Source organism: Vibrio sp. J2-3(2022) (genome assembly GCF_021725735.1).
Taxonomy (GTDB): domain Bacteria; phylum Pseudomonadota; class Gammaproteobacteria; order Enterobacterales; family Vibrionaceae; genus Vibrio; species Vibrio diabolicus.
Genome location: NZ_JAKKCK010000004.1, coordinates 185,967 through 202,215 on the forward strand (window position 1 = coordinate 185,967; position 16,249 = coordinate 202,215).

16 protein-coding genes are annotated in these 16,249 nt (G+C 46.9%); 3 read left to right on the plus strand and 13 right to left on the minus strand.

Annotation, left to right across the window (positions count from 1 at the left end):
- Positions 1-9: 9 nt before the first annotated feature.
- The 8 genes from L3V27_RS15975 to L3V27_RS16010 all read right to left on the minus strand — a co-directional run bounded on the left by L3V27_RS15975 (position 10) and on the right by L3V27_RS16010 (position 7,554).
- Positions 10-1,293 (minus strand): ABC transporter permease, encoded by a 1,284-nt coding sequence (locus L3V27_RS15975; RefSeq protein WP_237312306.1) that lies wholly within the window; start codon positions 1,291-1,293, stop codon positions 10-12.
- 2 nt (positions 1,294-1,295) lie between these two features.
- Positions 1,296-2,510, minus strand: coding sequence for an ABC transporter permease (locus L3V27_RS15980; RefSeq protein WP_237312307.1), 1,215 nt, complete (start codon positions 2,508-2,510; stop codon positions 1,296-1,298).
- Positions 2,507-3,778, minus strand: coding sequence for a TolC family protein (locus tag L3V27_RS15985; RefSeq protein WP_193259273.1), 1,272 nt, complete (start codon positions 3,776-3,778; stop codon positions 2,507-2,509). Before L3V27_RS15985 ends, L3V27_RS15980 begins: the two co-directional genes overlap by 4 nt.
- Positions 3,771-4,904, minus strand: a complete 1,134-nt coding sequence (locus L3V27_RS15990; protein WP_237312308.1) for an efflux RND transporter periplasmic adaptor subunit — start codon at positions 4,902-4,904, stop codon at positions 3,771-3,773. The genes L3V27_RS15985 and L3V27_RS15990 overlap by 8 nt, the downstream gene beginning before the upstream one ends.
- 227 nt (positions 4,905-5,131) lie before the next feature.
- The gene (locus tag L3V27_RS15995) at positions 5,132-5,692 is read right to left on the minus strand and encodes a GNAT family protein (protein ID WP_237312310.1); all 561 of its coding nucleotides are present in this window, start codon (positions 5,690-5,692) and stop codon (positions 5,132-5,134) included.
- 3 nt (positions 5,693-5,695) lie between these two features.
- Complete coding sequence (locus tag L3V27_RS16000) at positions 5,696-6,121, minus strand: GNAT family N-acetyltransferase (protein WP_005481688.1); 426 nt, start codon at positions 6,119-6,121, stop codon at positions 5,696-5,698.
- A gap of 19 nt (positions 6,122-6,140) precedes the next feature.
- Positions 6,141-6,896: a class I SAM-dependent methyltransferase gene (locus tag L3V27_RS16005; protein ID WP_017448386.1), complete on the minus strand. Its 756-nt coding sequence runs from the start codon at positions 6,894-6,896 to the stop codon at positions 6,141-6,143.
- A gap of 25 nt (positions 6,897-6,921) precedes the next feature.
- Positions 6,922-7,554, minus strand: a complete 633-nt coding sequence (locus tag L3V27_RS16010; protein WP_045588044.1) for a class I SAM-dependent methyltransferase — start codon at positions 7,552-7,554, stop codon at positions 6,922-6,924.
- 391 nt (positions 7,555-7,945) lie between these two features.
- Between L3V27_RS16010 and L3V27_RS16015 the strand changes: the two genes are divergently transcribed.
- Entirely contained in the window at positions 7,946-8,479 is a 534-nt protein-coding gene (locus tag L3V27_RS16015; RefSeq protein ID WP_237312312.1) for a hypothetical protein, read from the plus strand.
- Positions 8,480-8,528: 49 nt separating this feature from the next.
- Here L3V27_RS16015 and L3V27_RS16020 read toward each other — a convergent pair whose 3' ends face one another.
- From L3V27_RS16020 to L3V27_RS16040, 5 genes are all read right to left on the minus strand, one after another.
- Positions 8,529-9,044, minus strand: coding sequence for a protein disulfide oxidoreductase (locus tag L3V27_RS16020; protein ID WP_104975007.1), 516 nt, complete (start codon positions 9,042-9,044; stop codon positions 8,529-8,531).
- Positions 9,041-11,152: a protein-disulfide reductase DsbD domain-containing protein gene (locus L3V27_RS16025; protein WP_237312314.1), complete on the minus strand. Its 2,112-nt coding sequence runs from the start codon at positions 11,150-11,152 to the stop codon at positions 9,041-9,043. Before L3V27_RS16025 ends, L3V27_RS16020 begins: the two co-directional genes overlap by 4 nt.
- A gap of 65 nt (positions 11,153-11,217) precedes the next feature.
- Positions 11,218-11,616, minus strand: coding sequence for a hypothetical protein (locus L3V27_RS16030; RefSeq protein WP_237312316.1), 399 nt, complete (start codon positions 11,614-11,616; stop codon positions 11,218-11,220).
- 102 nt (positions 11,617-11,718) lie between these two features.
- Positions 11,719-12,321 (minus strand): response regulator, encoded by a 603-nt coding sequence (locus L3V27_RS16035; RefSeq protein ID WP_237312318.1) that lies wholly within the window; start codon positions 12,319-12,321, stop codon positions 11,719-11,721.
- A gap of 25 nt (positions 12,322-12,346) precedes the next feature.
- Complete coding sequence (locus L3V27_RS16040; RefSeq protein WP_237312319.1) at positions 12,347-14,173, minus strand: sensor histidine kinase; 1,827 nt, start codon at positions 14,171-14,173, stop codon at positions 12,347-12,349.
- Positions 14,174-14,353: 180 nt separating this feature from the next.
- On the opposite strand from L3V27_RS16040, the gene dsrO reads away from it, so the two are divergent.
- The gene (gene dsrO / locus L3V27_RS16045) at positions 14,354-15,121 is read left to right on the plus strand and encodes a sulfate reduction electron transfer complex DsrMKJOP subunit DsrO (protein WP_150919115.1); all 768 of its coding nucleotides are present in this window, start codon (positions 14,354-14,356) and stop codon (positions 15,119-15,121) included.
- Positions 15,118-16,248 carry an NrfD/PsrC family molybdoenzyme membrane anchor subunit gene (gene nrfD, locus L3V27_RS16050; protein ID WP_134647397.1) on the plus strand — a complete coding sequence of 377 codons (1,131 nt, stop codon included), beginning with the start codon at positions 15,118-15,120 and terminating at the stop codon, positions 16,246-16,248. Before dsrO ends, nrfD begins: the two co-directional genes overlap by 4 nt.
- The last annotated feature ends 1 nt before the right edge of the window (position 16,249 follow it).

A 16,249-nucleotide genomic window follows, 5' to 3' on the forward strand; every position in this document is an offset into this window, starting at 1 on the left:
TTATTATTGTTATTCACTTTGTAGCGCCTCCAACGGGCTGACTTTTGCGGCTCGGTTTGCAGGTAACCATGCAGATGCCACACCTATGATCACTAAGGTGAGGATGACAATCGCGACAACGACCCACGACAACTCAGGGACAGGTTTACCCAGTTGTTCATAAAAGGCATTGCCCTCTAAAGGAATGGAACTGATGGCAGACACCAGCGCGTACGTCACGGCTAATCCAAGCGCGCCCCCCATCATCATTGTCAATAAAGACTGTACTAAATAGTGCATACGAATGGCCGTTGGGGTTGCACCGACTGCCATGCGCACGCCGATATCACGCGTAGATCGCTTTACGGTGGCATACATCACATTGGCAATGCCGACGCCAGCAACAGCTAACGTGACAAAGCCGATAATGCCAAGAAAACTCTGCAAACCTAGCAGAAACTGCTGCATACTCTTTTGTTTAAGGAACATATCATCGACTTGGACGATCTGCTCATCGCTGACACTTGCCCCGTGTTTACGGGCAATCACTTGCCTGATCGTCTTTGCTAAGGCTTCTCGGTCTACATCCGCTTGTGGCTGCACATTGATGCCACCAATTTCACCGTTGACATGAAATCGCTTCCACGTCGCTAACGGCACAAAGCTGGAATAGTTGATAAGATCCCCCTGTTCTATTTGGGCGCTGTTTTTCTCCAATACGCCCACAACGGTGAACTCCTCATTGCCGATTTTTACCTTTTGCCCCACAGGGTTGACTTGCAATGTGACTGTCGCAAACCAACTAAAGTCCTCATTCGGGTTGAATAAGTCGGCTGCCAGTTCATAACCCAGTACAACGACTTTGCGCGTCTCTTTTTGATCGAGTGGATTTAACCATCGTCCCCCCGCCATCGGCACCAAATTGGTCATGGATTGAAACTCGCTCGTGACCGCTAAGGGCTCTTGCCACGAGCTTCTGTCACCAACGGTGATGCGCTCTTTCCACTTCGCAGTTGGCGCAACGCTTTTTACATCGGGTAACGCTCGAACGACCTCTGAATCGTCCATTTTTAATGTCAGAAACTTGCCTTGGTGAAAAGCACCGTGGTCGACGGTGGCCATCCCTCCGGTCAAATAGATCAAGTTGCCGTTACCATTTTGTGCGGTTTTCAATACGCCCTGACGAATGCCCTCACCTACCGCCAACATAGCAGCGATACAGAGGGTCGCCCACGCGACTGCCAGAATGGTCAAACCCAATCTCAGCTTTTCTGCGGCCATTTCTTGGAAAATTTGTCTCATCGGTAACAACATGACTAAGCCCTCGCACTCAAAGCAATGACTGGCGTGAGACGCGATGCTCGCCTTGCTGGGAAATACGATGCCATCAATGCCAAGATAAGCGTCACAAGTAAAGACCAAGCAATGGAATCTGGCGTGATCACAGGCAAACCAATCCATTCCGGTAATGCCATGCTGCTTAGGACAGATACCACTGCATACGAAAACATCAGACCTAATGCCGTGCCCACGGCTACCAAAATAAGCCCTTCAAGAATAAACTGACTGAGTATGGATTTTTGAGTCGCCCCGATCGCCAAACGCACACCGATTTCACGCGTGCGCTCCGTGACAGATAAAAACATGATGTTGGCAACGCCAAGCGCACCGACCGCCATGGTCATCGCGCCGCTCGCTCCGAGAAAAGTCTGAATGCCACGCAAAATTCCACTGATGACCGCCGCACCTTCACTAAAATCGGGTAATTCGACCGCATCTTTATCACTTGGGTCAAAATGAAGCTGCTTGGCGAAAAAGTTCACGATATTTTGTCGAAACGACGGTGCATCCATCCCGTCTCTCGGCTTCATCAATACCATCCAAGGTTTCGCATCCCACAAATCGCGGTACGTTGTTTGAGGAATGAAAACCGTGCGGCTATCGCCGAATGAAATGCCAGTGTCCTCACCAACGGTTATCCCAATCACCAAAAACGGAATGCCGTTGACTTTGAGCCTATCCCCGATTTGGATTCCGCCCATTTGCGCAATTTGATCGCCTAACACTGCCACGCGAGTGTGGTTTTTCATATCACTTGGTGACAGGTTTCTCGAACCGGATTGCAGCTTGCGTTGTATTAAAGGAAAGTAAGACGTATCAATACCGCTGACCGTACTCGATAAGTTCTGTCCTTTGAGATTGGTGATATTCGCATCCCATTTGGCGTAAACGCTTGACGCCTGTTGCACGAAGCCTGACTGTTTGATCATGTCGACTTTTTCTTGTGGAATATCAATTTGTCGTCTTGAAGCTAACCCTTGCCACGGTTTACTGGTACTCGACGGAAACACCACTTGCACATTGTTGATCATAAATGAAAACGACTGGGTCTGATGGCGATAAAAGCCTTCGCCAAGTGCGATTAACACCACCACAGAGATCACGCCCCAAGCAATCGCGATAATGGCTAGCACGCTCTTCATGCGATGCGCCATCAACGTTTGCCAAGTTTGTTGCAATAGACTGCTCATGAATGAAAAGCCCGAGAGATCAACGCCATGGTATCGTCATCGAGTTTCCCTGCGGTTTGCAGTAAGCCGATTCTCTTACGCCAGTAGCTGTACAAGTTGGTTTGCAGACTGTTTTTCGCCTCAAACAAGCTGTTGTGTGCGCTGATAACTTCCGACACTTCAAGCAGACCAGCGTCGTAAAGTTTCTCTTTGCTTTGCAACACTCTGGCGCGCGACTCAACCAGCTCGTTCGCTATCAAAACTTGATTCCAGTTGATATCGACCTGCGTAAACTGCTGAATAACTCGTTTCTGAATATCAATTTCCACTCTACGCATATCTTGCTTGGCACTTAAAATGTTCAACGATGCTTCGTCCACTTTCGCTCGCACTGCACCATTGAGGTCAATCGGCAAACTCAAACTAATCCCAGCGTTAAACTCGCCGTTTGAACGATTGTCACCATCGCTGTAGCCCACACTGCCTTTGACGGTTGGGTAGTATCCACCTTTAGCTGAATCTTTCGCGAACTCGCTCGCTTTCACCATCTGCGCCGCTACCAACAGCTCTGGACTACTGTCTTTCGCCAGCTTTAGCCATTGCTCCTGAGAGTCCACCAGCATCGGAGGCTGAATTAAAGAATCCGTTCGAATTTGGTCGACACTCTCCGGCATTTGATTAATTAACGCCGCAAGCTCTGCTTTTTTCACTTCGAGATCGGCTTTTGCATTGAGGATACTTGCTTGCTCAGAGACTTGATTCGCTCGCATCTCTTCGACATCAACCGACTTCACTTTGCCTGCTCGATAGCGTTTCTCGATGATGTTGAGAAGTTCCTTCCCCTCCTCCAGCTTGGACTGCGCCAATTTGAGGTCGCCCTGTGCGCTTGCCACATCTAGGTAAGCGGTGAGCAACTTCTGCGCAAGCTCGTTATGCGATTGAGATAGCTCTAACTGTGCTTTGAGATAATTGGCATTCGCTTGATCCAGTTCCGACCACAAACTGCTATCCCAAATAGTTTGAGATAAGGTAGCGCCGTAACTGTTGGAATGGCTTGAAGACTCATTCCAATCCGCTGACGCACTGGCACTTAAGCCCGGCAATAACGCACTGCGGTTACTCTGTACGCCAACCTCGCCAAGCTGGACGCCGATTTTCGCTTTTTCGTAATTTGGATCGTTCTGCTTTGCTTGTTGCCAAGCTTGTTCAATAGAAATTGCGTAGGTCGGCAAACTGAGCGTGGCAGCCAACAATGCAAAGGCGATTTTTGATCGTTGCAGCTTAACCATGCGTCGCTCCCATCATGCTGTTGTCGATGACCTCTTCATCAAGCTCCACGCCATCAAGCACTTCGACATTGATGCCATCTGACAGACCGAGTTTCACAGGTTGTTTATGAAACCCTTGTTCTGAGCTGTCGGGGATCAGAACATTCGGTGCGTCACCATCAAATTGCAGAGCGCGCTCCGGTAGAGTGAGCACATTTTCAGACTTCTTCAGAATGATTTGAGCCGTCGATGAAAAACCAGAACGAAGCAACACATCTTGTGGGATCTTGAGTTCTCCCACTTCAACCTCAAAACCGTTATCAAAACTTTTTACCGAAGCATTGCCCTCTGGTGAGTTGAGGTTCTCAGATTGAATCGCCACTTTGGTTAGCACACCAGAAATCGCCACATCAGGATAAGGCGCCACCGTCAACATAACGGGCATTCCCGGAGACAACTGCGCAGCATCATGCTCACTGACGCTACCTTTAAAAATCAGACTGTTCATGTCGGCCAATGACATCATTTCAGTCGCTGCTTGGCTTGATTGAGTCGAGATGATCGGCTCTCCGACCTCAACTTTCTGGTTGAGTACCGTGCCATCAATTGGCGCGTAGATCGTCGACGTTAAACGTGCATCACCGATAGACGCCTCACCACTGCGGATGAGTTCGAGATTCTGGCGCTTTTGCAATACGTCCGCTTGCGCAGATTTGACTGCCGAGCGCGCACTTACGTATTCGTCGTAGTTACTTGGAATAATGTCCTGCTTGACCAAGCTTTCTAAGTTGGACAGTTTTTGTTTGGCGGATTCCAGATCGGCTTCGCTACGCATGAGTTCTGCCGATGCATCCGTTAATGCTTGGGGGGTTGGGTTTGGACGCACTTTGATCAGCGGCTGGCCTTGCTTCACCTTTTCACCAACTTTCGCGTAAATTTCACCGACGATACCGTCAATTTGTGACTTGATAGACACAGAGTGTGCAGGGACAATTTTACCAACAGCCACAGCTTGTTTTTCAATCGTGCCTTTTTCCACAATCAATGTAGGCAGCAATTCTGGTTGAGCGGCAGATTGGAGATAGAAATACGTACCACCGCCGAGCAGCGCAATGCTCACAGCGGAGACAAGCCAACGTTTCGTCATTATTTATTCCAACAATTATTGGGTAGTCTAATGACTACTCCTAAAACACAAAGTTGAAGGAATAATATCCTGCTTTAATAGCGGTATGGTTGTCACAGTTGGTATGGTTTTGTCAGTCGCCTCTGACAATCAAAGACTAAAAAATCTCGACGAATCATTCAGCAAAGACGCTGTCTACGATGGCGACTAACATGCTCTGTAACCGCTCATTTCAACCGCCACCTATTTTATTCTGAACAATGTGCAAAATGGCGCAGTTCTGTATCCTCCAATCGCATATCCATACAGTCTTGCGCCTCACGTCCTAGAGCAGGAAAAACCGCATGCGCTTTTAAAATGCCTTGGCTGATAAAGCCACATTTCTTCAACACACGAATACTCGCGTGGTTGCCAATATGCGGGGCAGTGCGAATGCGCGTTATACCCAAGCTTTGCAGGTAAACAACGCCAAGTTTGCAGGCTTGGGTTGCATAGCCTTTTCCCTGATAGCGAGCAGAAATACCAAAATGGATTTCACTGCTGTCTTGCTCAGGTATCAGCACCAGACAGCCTATAGGAGTTTGAGAAGTAAGTTCTTCAATGGTGAAGACTAATAGATTGGGAGACTTTTGATCATATTGAGCACGCCATCTTTCGATAGCTTCAAGGGTTTGATTTGAATTTTGGTGGGCTTGGCGATGGAGGAAGCGACATGCTTGCTCATCGCCTAAATAGTTTTCAAACAGGGGTGCAGCGTCTGTTGTTTTGAGGTATCTGATTGCCACTTGTTGAGCTTCAACTCTCATCATGATTTAGCTCTGATAAACATTCGGTTTCCAGATTTGCATGAAGTTTTCTACTGGAGCAATAGGAGTGAACCCAAACTGTTCGTACAACCCATGAGCATCGCGGGTTGCAAGCATCATACGGCGTAAGCCTTGTAGTTCTGGATGAGCAACAATTTCTGAGATCAACCACTTACTGATGCCTTTACCACGGTGTGCCTCCACTACAAACACATCGGCAAGATACGCAAACGTGGTGCGATCGGTAATTAACCGAGCAAAAGCGACGAGTTGATTTTCGTCATCCAAAACCGCGAAACAGAACGAATGGCGCAATGACTTCTCAAGGCGTTCTCTTGGAATGCCCTTTCCCCAATAACTGTTTGAAATGAACTCGTAGATAACGCCTAAATCCATGTCATCTAACAATGTAGTAATTCGAAACCCTTGCATTGTATCCCTCAACATTGGTTTATATTTTCTCAGCCACACAGACAAGCGAGTTGGCATTCGCCTCAAATACTTGCGCTGACCAAGATTGGTACTTCTCTATAATTCTGAATCCCGCTTGTTCAAGGAAAACCTCTATGTCTTCCAGCGGGCGATATTTTAAATCAATGCTGGAATGCTCAATCGTTCCACTTTCAAAATGGCGCTCTTTGTTCAAATACATGATGGACGTTTGCAAGTCATACTCGGCCTTCATACCGAAATAATTCACTTCACCATAGGTTGGAGAAACATAGGTTTGCCACAGCGCCATCTCATGATCCAATTCTAGATTCTCTGGCGTTGGTAACCGCGTATCGAAGACAAATCGCCCACCTTTTTCTAGGTGCTTTGATATTGAGCTCAGTGCGCCTGCCAGCATGTCGTCACTTAAAAAGGCTTGGAATGCATTCCCTGTCATTATGGCTAGGTCAAACTTCTTACCTAACGAAAACTGGGTTGCGTCGAGATGAAGAAAACGTAAGTTACTCCTACTTTTGGCTTTGTCCTTTGCGTGTTTGAGCATCCCTTCAGAAATATCAATGCCAATGGCTTCGTTGAGTTGCTCAGAGACTGGAATCGTGACAATGCCGGAACCACAACAGACATCCAGTACACTTCGAGCATTGGTTTCTTCGATTAACCTTGTGATGAAAGCAATGTCGTAATGGTAATGCTGCTCGTATTGGGCATCGTATTCAATGCCCGACCCGAACTCGGTTAAATCTTGTGTTTTCAAAAACAGTCCTTGTTTGTTACTTATTTCAGCGGTGTGACTTTTTCAGCTCTAGCATCAAGTATCGACACACATAACCAACACCAGATACGTAACCAATCACATTTTCTAAGGAAACCACTTCCAACCCCGCCTGCTGACAGAGTTGTTCAACTTCACTTTCGGTATATGCCGTATGCACGACCGAACCACTATAAGTATTTCGAGGCAAATCTTGTCCATCCGGATCGTGGTATTGAAAGCTGATAAAACATCGTCCATTCGCAGTTAGCTTACGCGAAATGCACTCCAGCAGTTGTTGAGGCTCTGCTAGAAACTCAGTAAAACCAAGTGCGGTGATAAGGTCGAAGGTTTGCTCAAACAAAGGGGAAAATGGCTCATCAAGGTTATGAACCGCGACGCTTTGATAGAGATTAGTTTGGCGCGCTTTATCAACCATTTTGGACGAGATGTCTAAGCCATGGATGGTGAGATCTGGATAGTGATTTTTTACGACATGACCGATACTGCCTGTTGCACAGGCTAGGTCGAGAGCCGAGCCTTGCTCGATGGGAAGGTTTTTTAACTTCCCAGAAATCCAACGTGGGCCGACGTAATGGCTGTCATCCACCAACTTTTGATAGCGCTCCGACACATCATCATACATTTTTGCTACGTTCATCGTTTCCTCCTTGATAACCAGAACGATGCTCGAATGTAACACGCAATACGCACCTAAGCACTTATTAAATGGCTAATTTTTTATGAAACGTAACCGGCTGGTTATTCAGCGCTAACCAGTAGAAATAGATGAAATTTTGAAAAGTATTAGCCCGTAATTCCGATGGGATTTTTAAGTGCATAAAGAGAAAATATGTCCTGATAATCTGCTTCGATTATTCAGCGAATCTTATTTCCATCATTCTATTCGCTGTATATAAAAACAATATTTAAATTAACATAACAAACCTATCGCTTATTATTTTCCATTTAAATAATGATTCTTATTTTTAATATCATTCTATAATTAAAGTGCTCAAATTCTCATGTTGTATTAACTTGAGGTTTAATTTATGAAACTAACTCATTATTTAACTGCTGTTGTTTCGGTCAGCTGCGCTTTTGGCGCATTCGCAGCCGATGATTCAAAAGCACTTTTAGAAGATGCACTGAGTGCTGCACCACCGACTATTCGCGATAAAGTAACAGTGATGGACTGGAACAATAATGTTCTGCAAGAAGGTTCTAGCCAATACACTTGCTTCCCAACGCCTCCTCAATTGGAAGGCACAGCGCCAATGTGTATGGATGGTCCTTGGATGGAATGGGCAGACGCTTGGATGAACAAAAAACCTTTCCAAGCCAAAGCATTAGGTATTTCTTACATGTTAGCGGGTGATGGCGGTGCCAGTAACACCGACCCATTTGCAGAAGGGATGACGGACGATAATCAATGGATTGTGGAAGGACCACACTTGATGATTATTACGCCAGACCAAGCGTTGCTGGACTCTCTACCAACCGATCCAAGTTATGGTGGCCCATACGTGATGTGGAAAGGCACGCCATACGCACACATTATGATTCCCGTTGGAGCGAGAAAATAAAAAGAAAAAATCCGATATTCAGTATTTTGAATATCGGATTTTTATTTCGTTATCGAGCCAACCAAATTCTCGCCAATATTCCTATCGGCGTTGTGATGCCTGTCGTAATAGAGGTCACTTCACCATTTCTTAAAATATAAATGGTTGGAGTCACGCTAATTTTCCATTCACGCATAATATCGCTTGAAGGATCGTTTATGTTTTCAAAACGATATTCTTTTGCCTGCATAAACTGCGCCACGCGCTCATTCGGTCCTGATGAGCCAGAAACGCCAACTACGGCATAGTCATCACTCAGCCAGCTCACGCTTGGGCTTACAAATTTACAAGCGGGACACCAAGTCGCCCAAAAGTAAACAACGACAGGTTGTTCATGACTTTGCGCGATTGCATCGAAATATTCACCATCGCTCAATACGGAGCTCAATGGTGGTGCCTCCTGTTTAGGAATATCTTTGGTGCGATACCAATCCATCGCGATAGAAATAACGGTGACAATGAGCACCATCTGTACGATTTGAATGAGCCAATATCGGAATGTTCTACGCTGCTTTGTCGAACTCATTGAATGGCTCCCCCACTCGCTTGTTTCACCGCGCTTAAAACAACATCATCAGTAAGAATCACAGGTAACGGGATACCTTGTGGCGCCGCCGGGCCATAGACAATGTTAAACGGCACACCGTAACGCCCATGAGCTCGTAAAAAGTCCGTTACCGAGCCGTCCGGATGTGTCCAATCCCCTTTTAACGTCGCCACATTAGGGCTTTGCAGCAATGAGTAGACAGGATCTTGCCAGATCACGCCGATCTTGTTCGCTTTACACGTGACACACCAATCCGCAGTCACATCCACAAACACCACTCGCCCATTATTAACGTGCTCTTCAATCGCTGAATTAGAAAGCTTTTGCCAAGCTAGATCATCCGGAAGTGGCGTTGCCCATTGGTCAGCAGTGACACTGCCAAGTAGTAAGCCGCCAGCTATTAACACTAACGATGCGGTCCCCGATACAGCAAGTGCTTTCTCACCATACACACGCTTAACTCTTGCCATCATGACGACAAAAGCAACCACAGCGATGAGTGCAATCCATAACATCGGAACATGATTTGCCATTAATGAAAGCAGCCAAACGCTGGTTGCCAACATCATTATTCCAAACACGATCTTAACGACATTCATCCATGGACCGGGCTTAGGTAGTTTCAGCGCGACACTTGGAAACACAGCGACTAAGATCCAAGGCAGTGCCATGCCCAATGCTAATGCTGTAAAGGTAGCAAATAACGTTAATACGTCCGCGCCCAAGGCAAAAGCAACGGCGGTGCCTAAAAACGGTGCGGAGCAAGGTGTCGCAAGCAAAGTAGCGAACATACCTTGAACGTAGTGACCCACTAGAGAGTTATCACCTTTCGATGCGAGCCATGTATTGGTACCCGATGACAGACGGATTTCAAATAACCCCAACATATTGGCACCGAACAAAGCAGTGACTAGTACCATCAATCCTAGGAACCAAGGGCTTTGGAACTGCACGCCCCAACCGATCGCGTTACCTGTAAGCTTCAACACCAAAATGAATCCAGCTATCAGCCAGAACGAAGTGAGAATCCCCAGAGAAGAAGCGATAAACTGGGTACGAATTTGACGGCGCTCTACACCATGCGCAGCCACAATACTGCTGAGCTTCATCCCCAATACAGGCAGCACACACGGCATGATGTTCAAAATCAAACCGCCTAACAGTGCAAATAAGAAAATACTCGCTAAAGAGGTAGTTGGCAGTGACGATGTAACCGCTCCTGCTTGTGCTTGTGTTACCTCTTCGACCAGCAAGTTATCATCTTTGATAGAAACATATAACGATTGTTCATTAAGCTCTACCTCACCCAGCCAGGTATCAACCGAGTAATTTGCTGTGACGATATCACCTTCTTGCTGAAGTCCATCCAACTTGAAGCTGTAGTCACGAATCGCATCACCAACACCATCCACCAACACTTGAGGATTTTGCCAACCTTGCGTGTTCTTTAGTTTGATTTGTAATTTGGATTGAGTCGCATCCCAATTTGTTTGCGTGACCTCAACAAAAGGCGAAGATTGAGGAACATTACTCACCGCTTGGGCGTAACTGAACATCACGTCTTCGTCCACTTTCAGCTCAGAAGGTAAGACCGTCAATTGAATTTGGTAGTCCGTCAGCACACAAATCGTCGTACAGGAAGAAAGCGTGAGCACTGCATCAATCGTGACGGGTTTCGACATATCGTCGATATGCAGCGTCATTGGGAACAAAGTGTCGCCTTTGTAACCGAGAGTCTCAATGCCCAATAACTCGAACTTTTGCGGATATGGCCATTGCCAATCAACCTTGCTCAGGTTTTGCGAGTTTTGCCAATCTATCGATGGCGCGACACCACCCTCGCCCGGCGATCGCCAGTAAGTTTTCCAGTCTCCGGTTAACTTGACATCCAAATAACCTGTAAGTGTTTTGGCTTGCGGATCTTGTTGACCCGTTAGTACAAAGCGCGTTTGCACTGGAGGATGTTGCGGGTTAGTCATCCAACCGGTATCGGTAGTTTGTGCTGAAATATTCAGAGAGAACAAACTCAACGCCAGCGTCATAAAGAACATAGACGCGAACTGAGTCAGTTTGGTAATTTGATTCATAGTAATTCCTAATAATAAAAACAAATGTGCTAAATCGCTGACTTTATTGGTCAGAAAGCACGTTTTTATTCTTGGAATACACAGAAAGTCAGATGGACTCGATACTTACGGCCTATCGGTTCCGTCCAATGTTGCGCACCAATATAGGCACTGCACAACCAAATTGCCGACACCAAAAGACCGACAAACAGAACAACAATAAATGTATCGAGTTGATGTTGAGAAAATTGAATTAGCTTTTCAGACAATTCGCATTTGCTGGTTTCGTTAGCATCAATCGACTTGACGCTCGACCCCTCATCAGTAAGTGAAACAGCAGGCGATACCGTCTCGTACTTCATAGAGCATGATGATGCAAAACCTGAATTTTGCATCAGACACACGATAACCACCCAGCCAATAATCGCTAGTAGCCATTTCACCCGTTTATGTGGTGTGTGATGTCGTTTAGTCAATAAACTCATAAGAATTCAGATAAAGTAGGAACGAAGAAGATAATACGCGAGTCGTCATAAAGCTCAAGTTGTATCCACAAAATAACATTAAGAAGCGTCACTCACTAAGCTCTAATCTAGCTTGCCATAAATATATGCCAACTCTGCGACGGTTTTCGCTGAGAACTTTTTCAATAGGTTGGCGCGGTGTACTTCAACCGTTCGCATTGCAATGCAAAGCTCATCAGCAATTCGAATGTTGCGCTTGCCTGCAATGATCAAACGTAAAATGTCTTTTTCTCGGGGAGTGAGCGATTCATACGCCGATTTTGCCGCCGCCATATCAAGGTTTGCAGCCGACTGCGCTTGTCCCTGCAAAATGGCTTGTGCCAACTCATCTCCTTTGACTGGCTTTTGGAAAAAATTGACCGCGCCAGCTTGTAATGCATCGACCGCCATCGGGACATCACCATGTCCGGTCAGGTAAATAACGGCCAAGGGACTGTTGGCTTGATTTAAAACTTGATGGACTTGCTGACCACGAAGATTTGGCATTCGACTATCAAGAATGATACACCCCGCTTGCTGAACGTCCACCTCATCAAGGAAAGACTGCCCATCAGCAAAAGTGGTGACATTGAAGTCATGTTCTTCCAACATAAAAGCGAGCGAGTCACGCACCGATTCATCATCATCGACTACAAAAACAGGTAGCTGCTTTTCACCGCTGCTCATTGAATGCTCCTATGCCTAGTTCAGATTAGTTTTGATATGGAAACACGAGCTCAACCAAACAACCATGTGGTACTGTCGAGCTGATGACAAACTCGCCACCATGCATTTCCATCACATCACGACAAATGGCTAACCCTAGCCCCAGCCCTTCTTCTTTGCTACTCACAAACGCTTGAGTCGGATTCTCTTGCTGCAACCCTGTGCCGTTGTCCAATACTCGAATGGAAAGTTGATTGACTTGGTAGTCACTATGCAGGGCAATTTTACCTTGATAACCTGACGAGTGATATTTCTCTTGGAACAAAGTACACGCATCAATCGCGTTACTGATCACATTAACTAAAACCTGTTGAACGCCCACAGCGTCGACAAGTACCGGACGGACGTTCCCTTCTATACTGGTCACAATCGAAATATTTTGCTTCTGCATTCGAAAATGGAGCAACTCAATCGTGTCATCAATAAGAACTTGAAGATCGCACGGCGCTTTGTCGACACTACGCTTGCGGATCAACGTTCTTAAACGCTGAATAATTGCATCGGCTCGTTCAACTTGCCCCTGTATTTTCTCAAGCACTGGGACAATATCTTCATGAGGGCGTTTTTTGGCCAAGCGAAGTAAACCGCCTTCACTGTAATTGCGAATGGCCGCCAATGGCTGATTGAGTTCATGGGCAAGACTAGTGCCGATTTCACCGACAATCGCGACTCTTTGTGAATGCTCTAACTGTTCACTTTTCTCTTTTAAACGTAACGATGTCTGTTCCAACGCCTGCTTGCTCTTGCTAAAACGATACTCAAGCCAGAAGTGGTAAGCGTTCAATACAATCACAAAAATGAACAGTGCCCACGCCCATTCTTGATGGCTACGCAGCCAGCGTAGAGCCTCACTCCACCAAGGTTGTTGCAACGGATGGAGGTCTAGCGCCTGATAAAGTTTGTCGATGCTCAGCAAGCTGACGGGTGACGTCCAACCTGACGCGCCTGCCGCAATAACCGCAGGGTGTTCAGGTGGCATCGCTAATAACACTTGCGCAATTTGTTTGGCGAGCTGAGCTGAGCTGCGCTCTGTTTTGGCAAATGACCAATTTGGATATAACGGCGTAGAAACAGCGCACGAAGAATGTTCATTTGGCTGTTGATTTAGGACTCGAAAATCCCCTTGCTGTAACAGACCTTCATTTTGCATCTGTTCCAATAAACAAGCAGGGACGACAGCGGCTTCCACATTGCCATCACGCAATTGATACAGGTTGGCATCAATAGGAAAGCCGAGGTAACGGACATCAGCAAAGAAATCGTTAGGATTAAGACCCATTTCGACTATCTGGTAACGCAGCGTTAAGTAACCGCCAAAGGCTTTTTCTGATACAGCCGCAACAGGACGTCCTGAGACATCTTGCACCGTTTGATAACTTGAATTGGCTCGAACCACCAGTGCCGAACCTATGCCGTAATTCGAGTTTTGTGGTGCTCGGCTGGTTAGCGTTGCCATCCACGATAGCGCGTATTGCCTACCCAATCGCACTGCCTGACCTGGGTTAGTTAAGATGAAATCCATCGTCTGAAACTTCACCGCTTCACCCATTTCATCCAAGTTAAGGGGATGAAGAACAAAATGCACATCAGAAATTTGCTGATTGAGCCAATCAATGGTCGGTTGCCATCTCTGCTCAGCATAAAGATGACCACGTATCGCTAACACGCCCACTTCGACTTTCTGCTTGGCCTCTGGCTGCACTGCCTTTTGCTCTTGCAGATCTGCTTGTTCAGAAACAGCGCCCTGAGCTAAAGATGCAGAGACAACCAAGCAAAGAATCCAAAACTGAAGCAACCGTGGCGTTTTGTTCATGATGAGTCGAATCGTTCCTTCGAAAATAATGAAGCAAGAATAACAGCTACCTTCCCTAAACCACATTTGTTTTAGATCAAGTTTGATCTGGGTATGTGGAAATCCACAATATAAGCCTCGCGGTGCATTTCTCACAATGGAATCAGTCAATTCAAATACAACAAAAAAAGCAGGTGAGTTATGGATTCCACCAAACGTCGCTTTCTCAGCGCGGTCACAGCCGGAGCCGCGTTAATTCCAGTCGCAGGCATTGGCACGGCAACTGCGGGAAACATTATTCGAAATAACCAGTCCGCTGACCGAAAAGGACAAGTCGGGAAGCGTTATGCCATGGTGATAGATTTACGAAAGTGCGTCGGCTGCCAGGCTTGCACCGTGGGTTGCAGCATTGAAAACCAAGCGCCTATCGGCCAGTTCCGGACCACCGTAAAGCAATACGAAGTCACACTGGATGACGGTTCGAAAGCCACGCGAGAAGCAAAGGCCTTTATGCTGCCTCGCCTTTGTAACCACTGCGAAAACCCACCTTGCGTGGCTGTGTGTCCGGTTCAAGCGACCTTTCAGCGCGAAGATGGCATCGTCATGGTGGATAACAGTCGCTGCGTAGCGTGTGCGTATTGTGTACAAGCCTGCCCTTACGATGCGCGTTTTATCAATGAGGACACCCTCACCGCAGATAAATGTACCTTCTGTGCTCACCGTCTAGAACAAGGTCTATTGCCTGCCTGCGTGGAAACCTGTGTTGGCGGTGCACGTGTAATTGGTGATTTGAATGATCCATCAAGTGAAGTCCGCCGCTTAATTGCGAAGCACCAAGACGACATCAAAGTGCTAAAACCCAATGAAGAGACCAAGCCACACGTGTTTTACATCGGCATGGATGAACGCTTCACCAGCCATATCGACGGGCAGCCAGCTATTTATGACCCACAAGGAGAGCACGCATGAACATCACCGAAGTGTTAGTCCAACCTCAAGCGATGGCTTGGCTCCCGTGGGCGGTACAGTATTTCTTCTACATCGGTTCGGCTTATGCTGCTGCTGTTTTATTCCTAATCGCCCTATTATTTGAAAAACACACCAGCCACAGACTGCGCGCTGCGCTTGTGCTGACGCTGGCCATCGGCGCCATCGTGGGGCCATTAGCGTTAACTGGTGATTTACACCAACCGGGACGCGCATGGCATTTTTACGCGCACATCACGCCGTGGTCATGGATGTCTTTAGGGTCGCTTTTCTTGCCTGTTTTCTCAGGTTTAGCGGTAGTGACTGCATGGCTGTATCTCCGCCAGGATCTAAGCAACTTACGTAATCAGCCAGGGAAAGTACTACCTCTAATTTCAAAGCTATCACTGGGTGAGTGGGTGCTCTCTCGTAGAGCGATGCTTATGGTATCTGCCATCACAGTGCTATCAGGCATCACTATTGCAGTTTACACGGGCGCTGAAATTGCGGTCGTTAAATCGCGCTCGTTGTGGCACCAACCCGCGTCGCCGGTTCTTTGGTTTGTCACTGCATTTATGGGCGCGGTCGGATTTTCTCTGCTGATTTGGTTACTGCTGCCTAGCCAATCGAAATCCCTCACTTCTGGTGATAGCAATTTACTCAAAAAGTCACTGGTAACGAGCGGCGTTCTGACGCTGATTCTCCTACCTATTTGGGCATCCAACAATTCCGCATTTTCGCTCTATTCTAGCGAACAATGGATGCACAACATTGCCTTGCTCACTTTTGTCATTTTAGGTTGTGTTTTGCTCGCTTTCATTTTCTTGCGCGATACCCAAAAGTCCGCATCAGCCAGATTTCGTCACGTCATAGGACTCAGTTTTGTGTCTGCTGCCGCACTGGCAAGCGCATGGCTGATCCGCTGGTTCACCATCATGGAAGTGCAAACCATCGCCAAGTTCGATGCAGGGCTGTATCCATACCAACTCACTATGGATGGAAATGGCTGGATAGGCATTATCGGCATGCTCGGATTATGGCTTGCACTGGCATTACTCGCTTCAGAGTTAATCCAGCCAAAGCGAAACTCCGAAGTGACACCAACATCACTCACCTTAACTGAACGCTAAT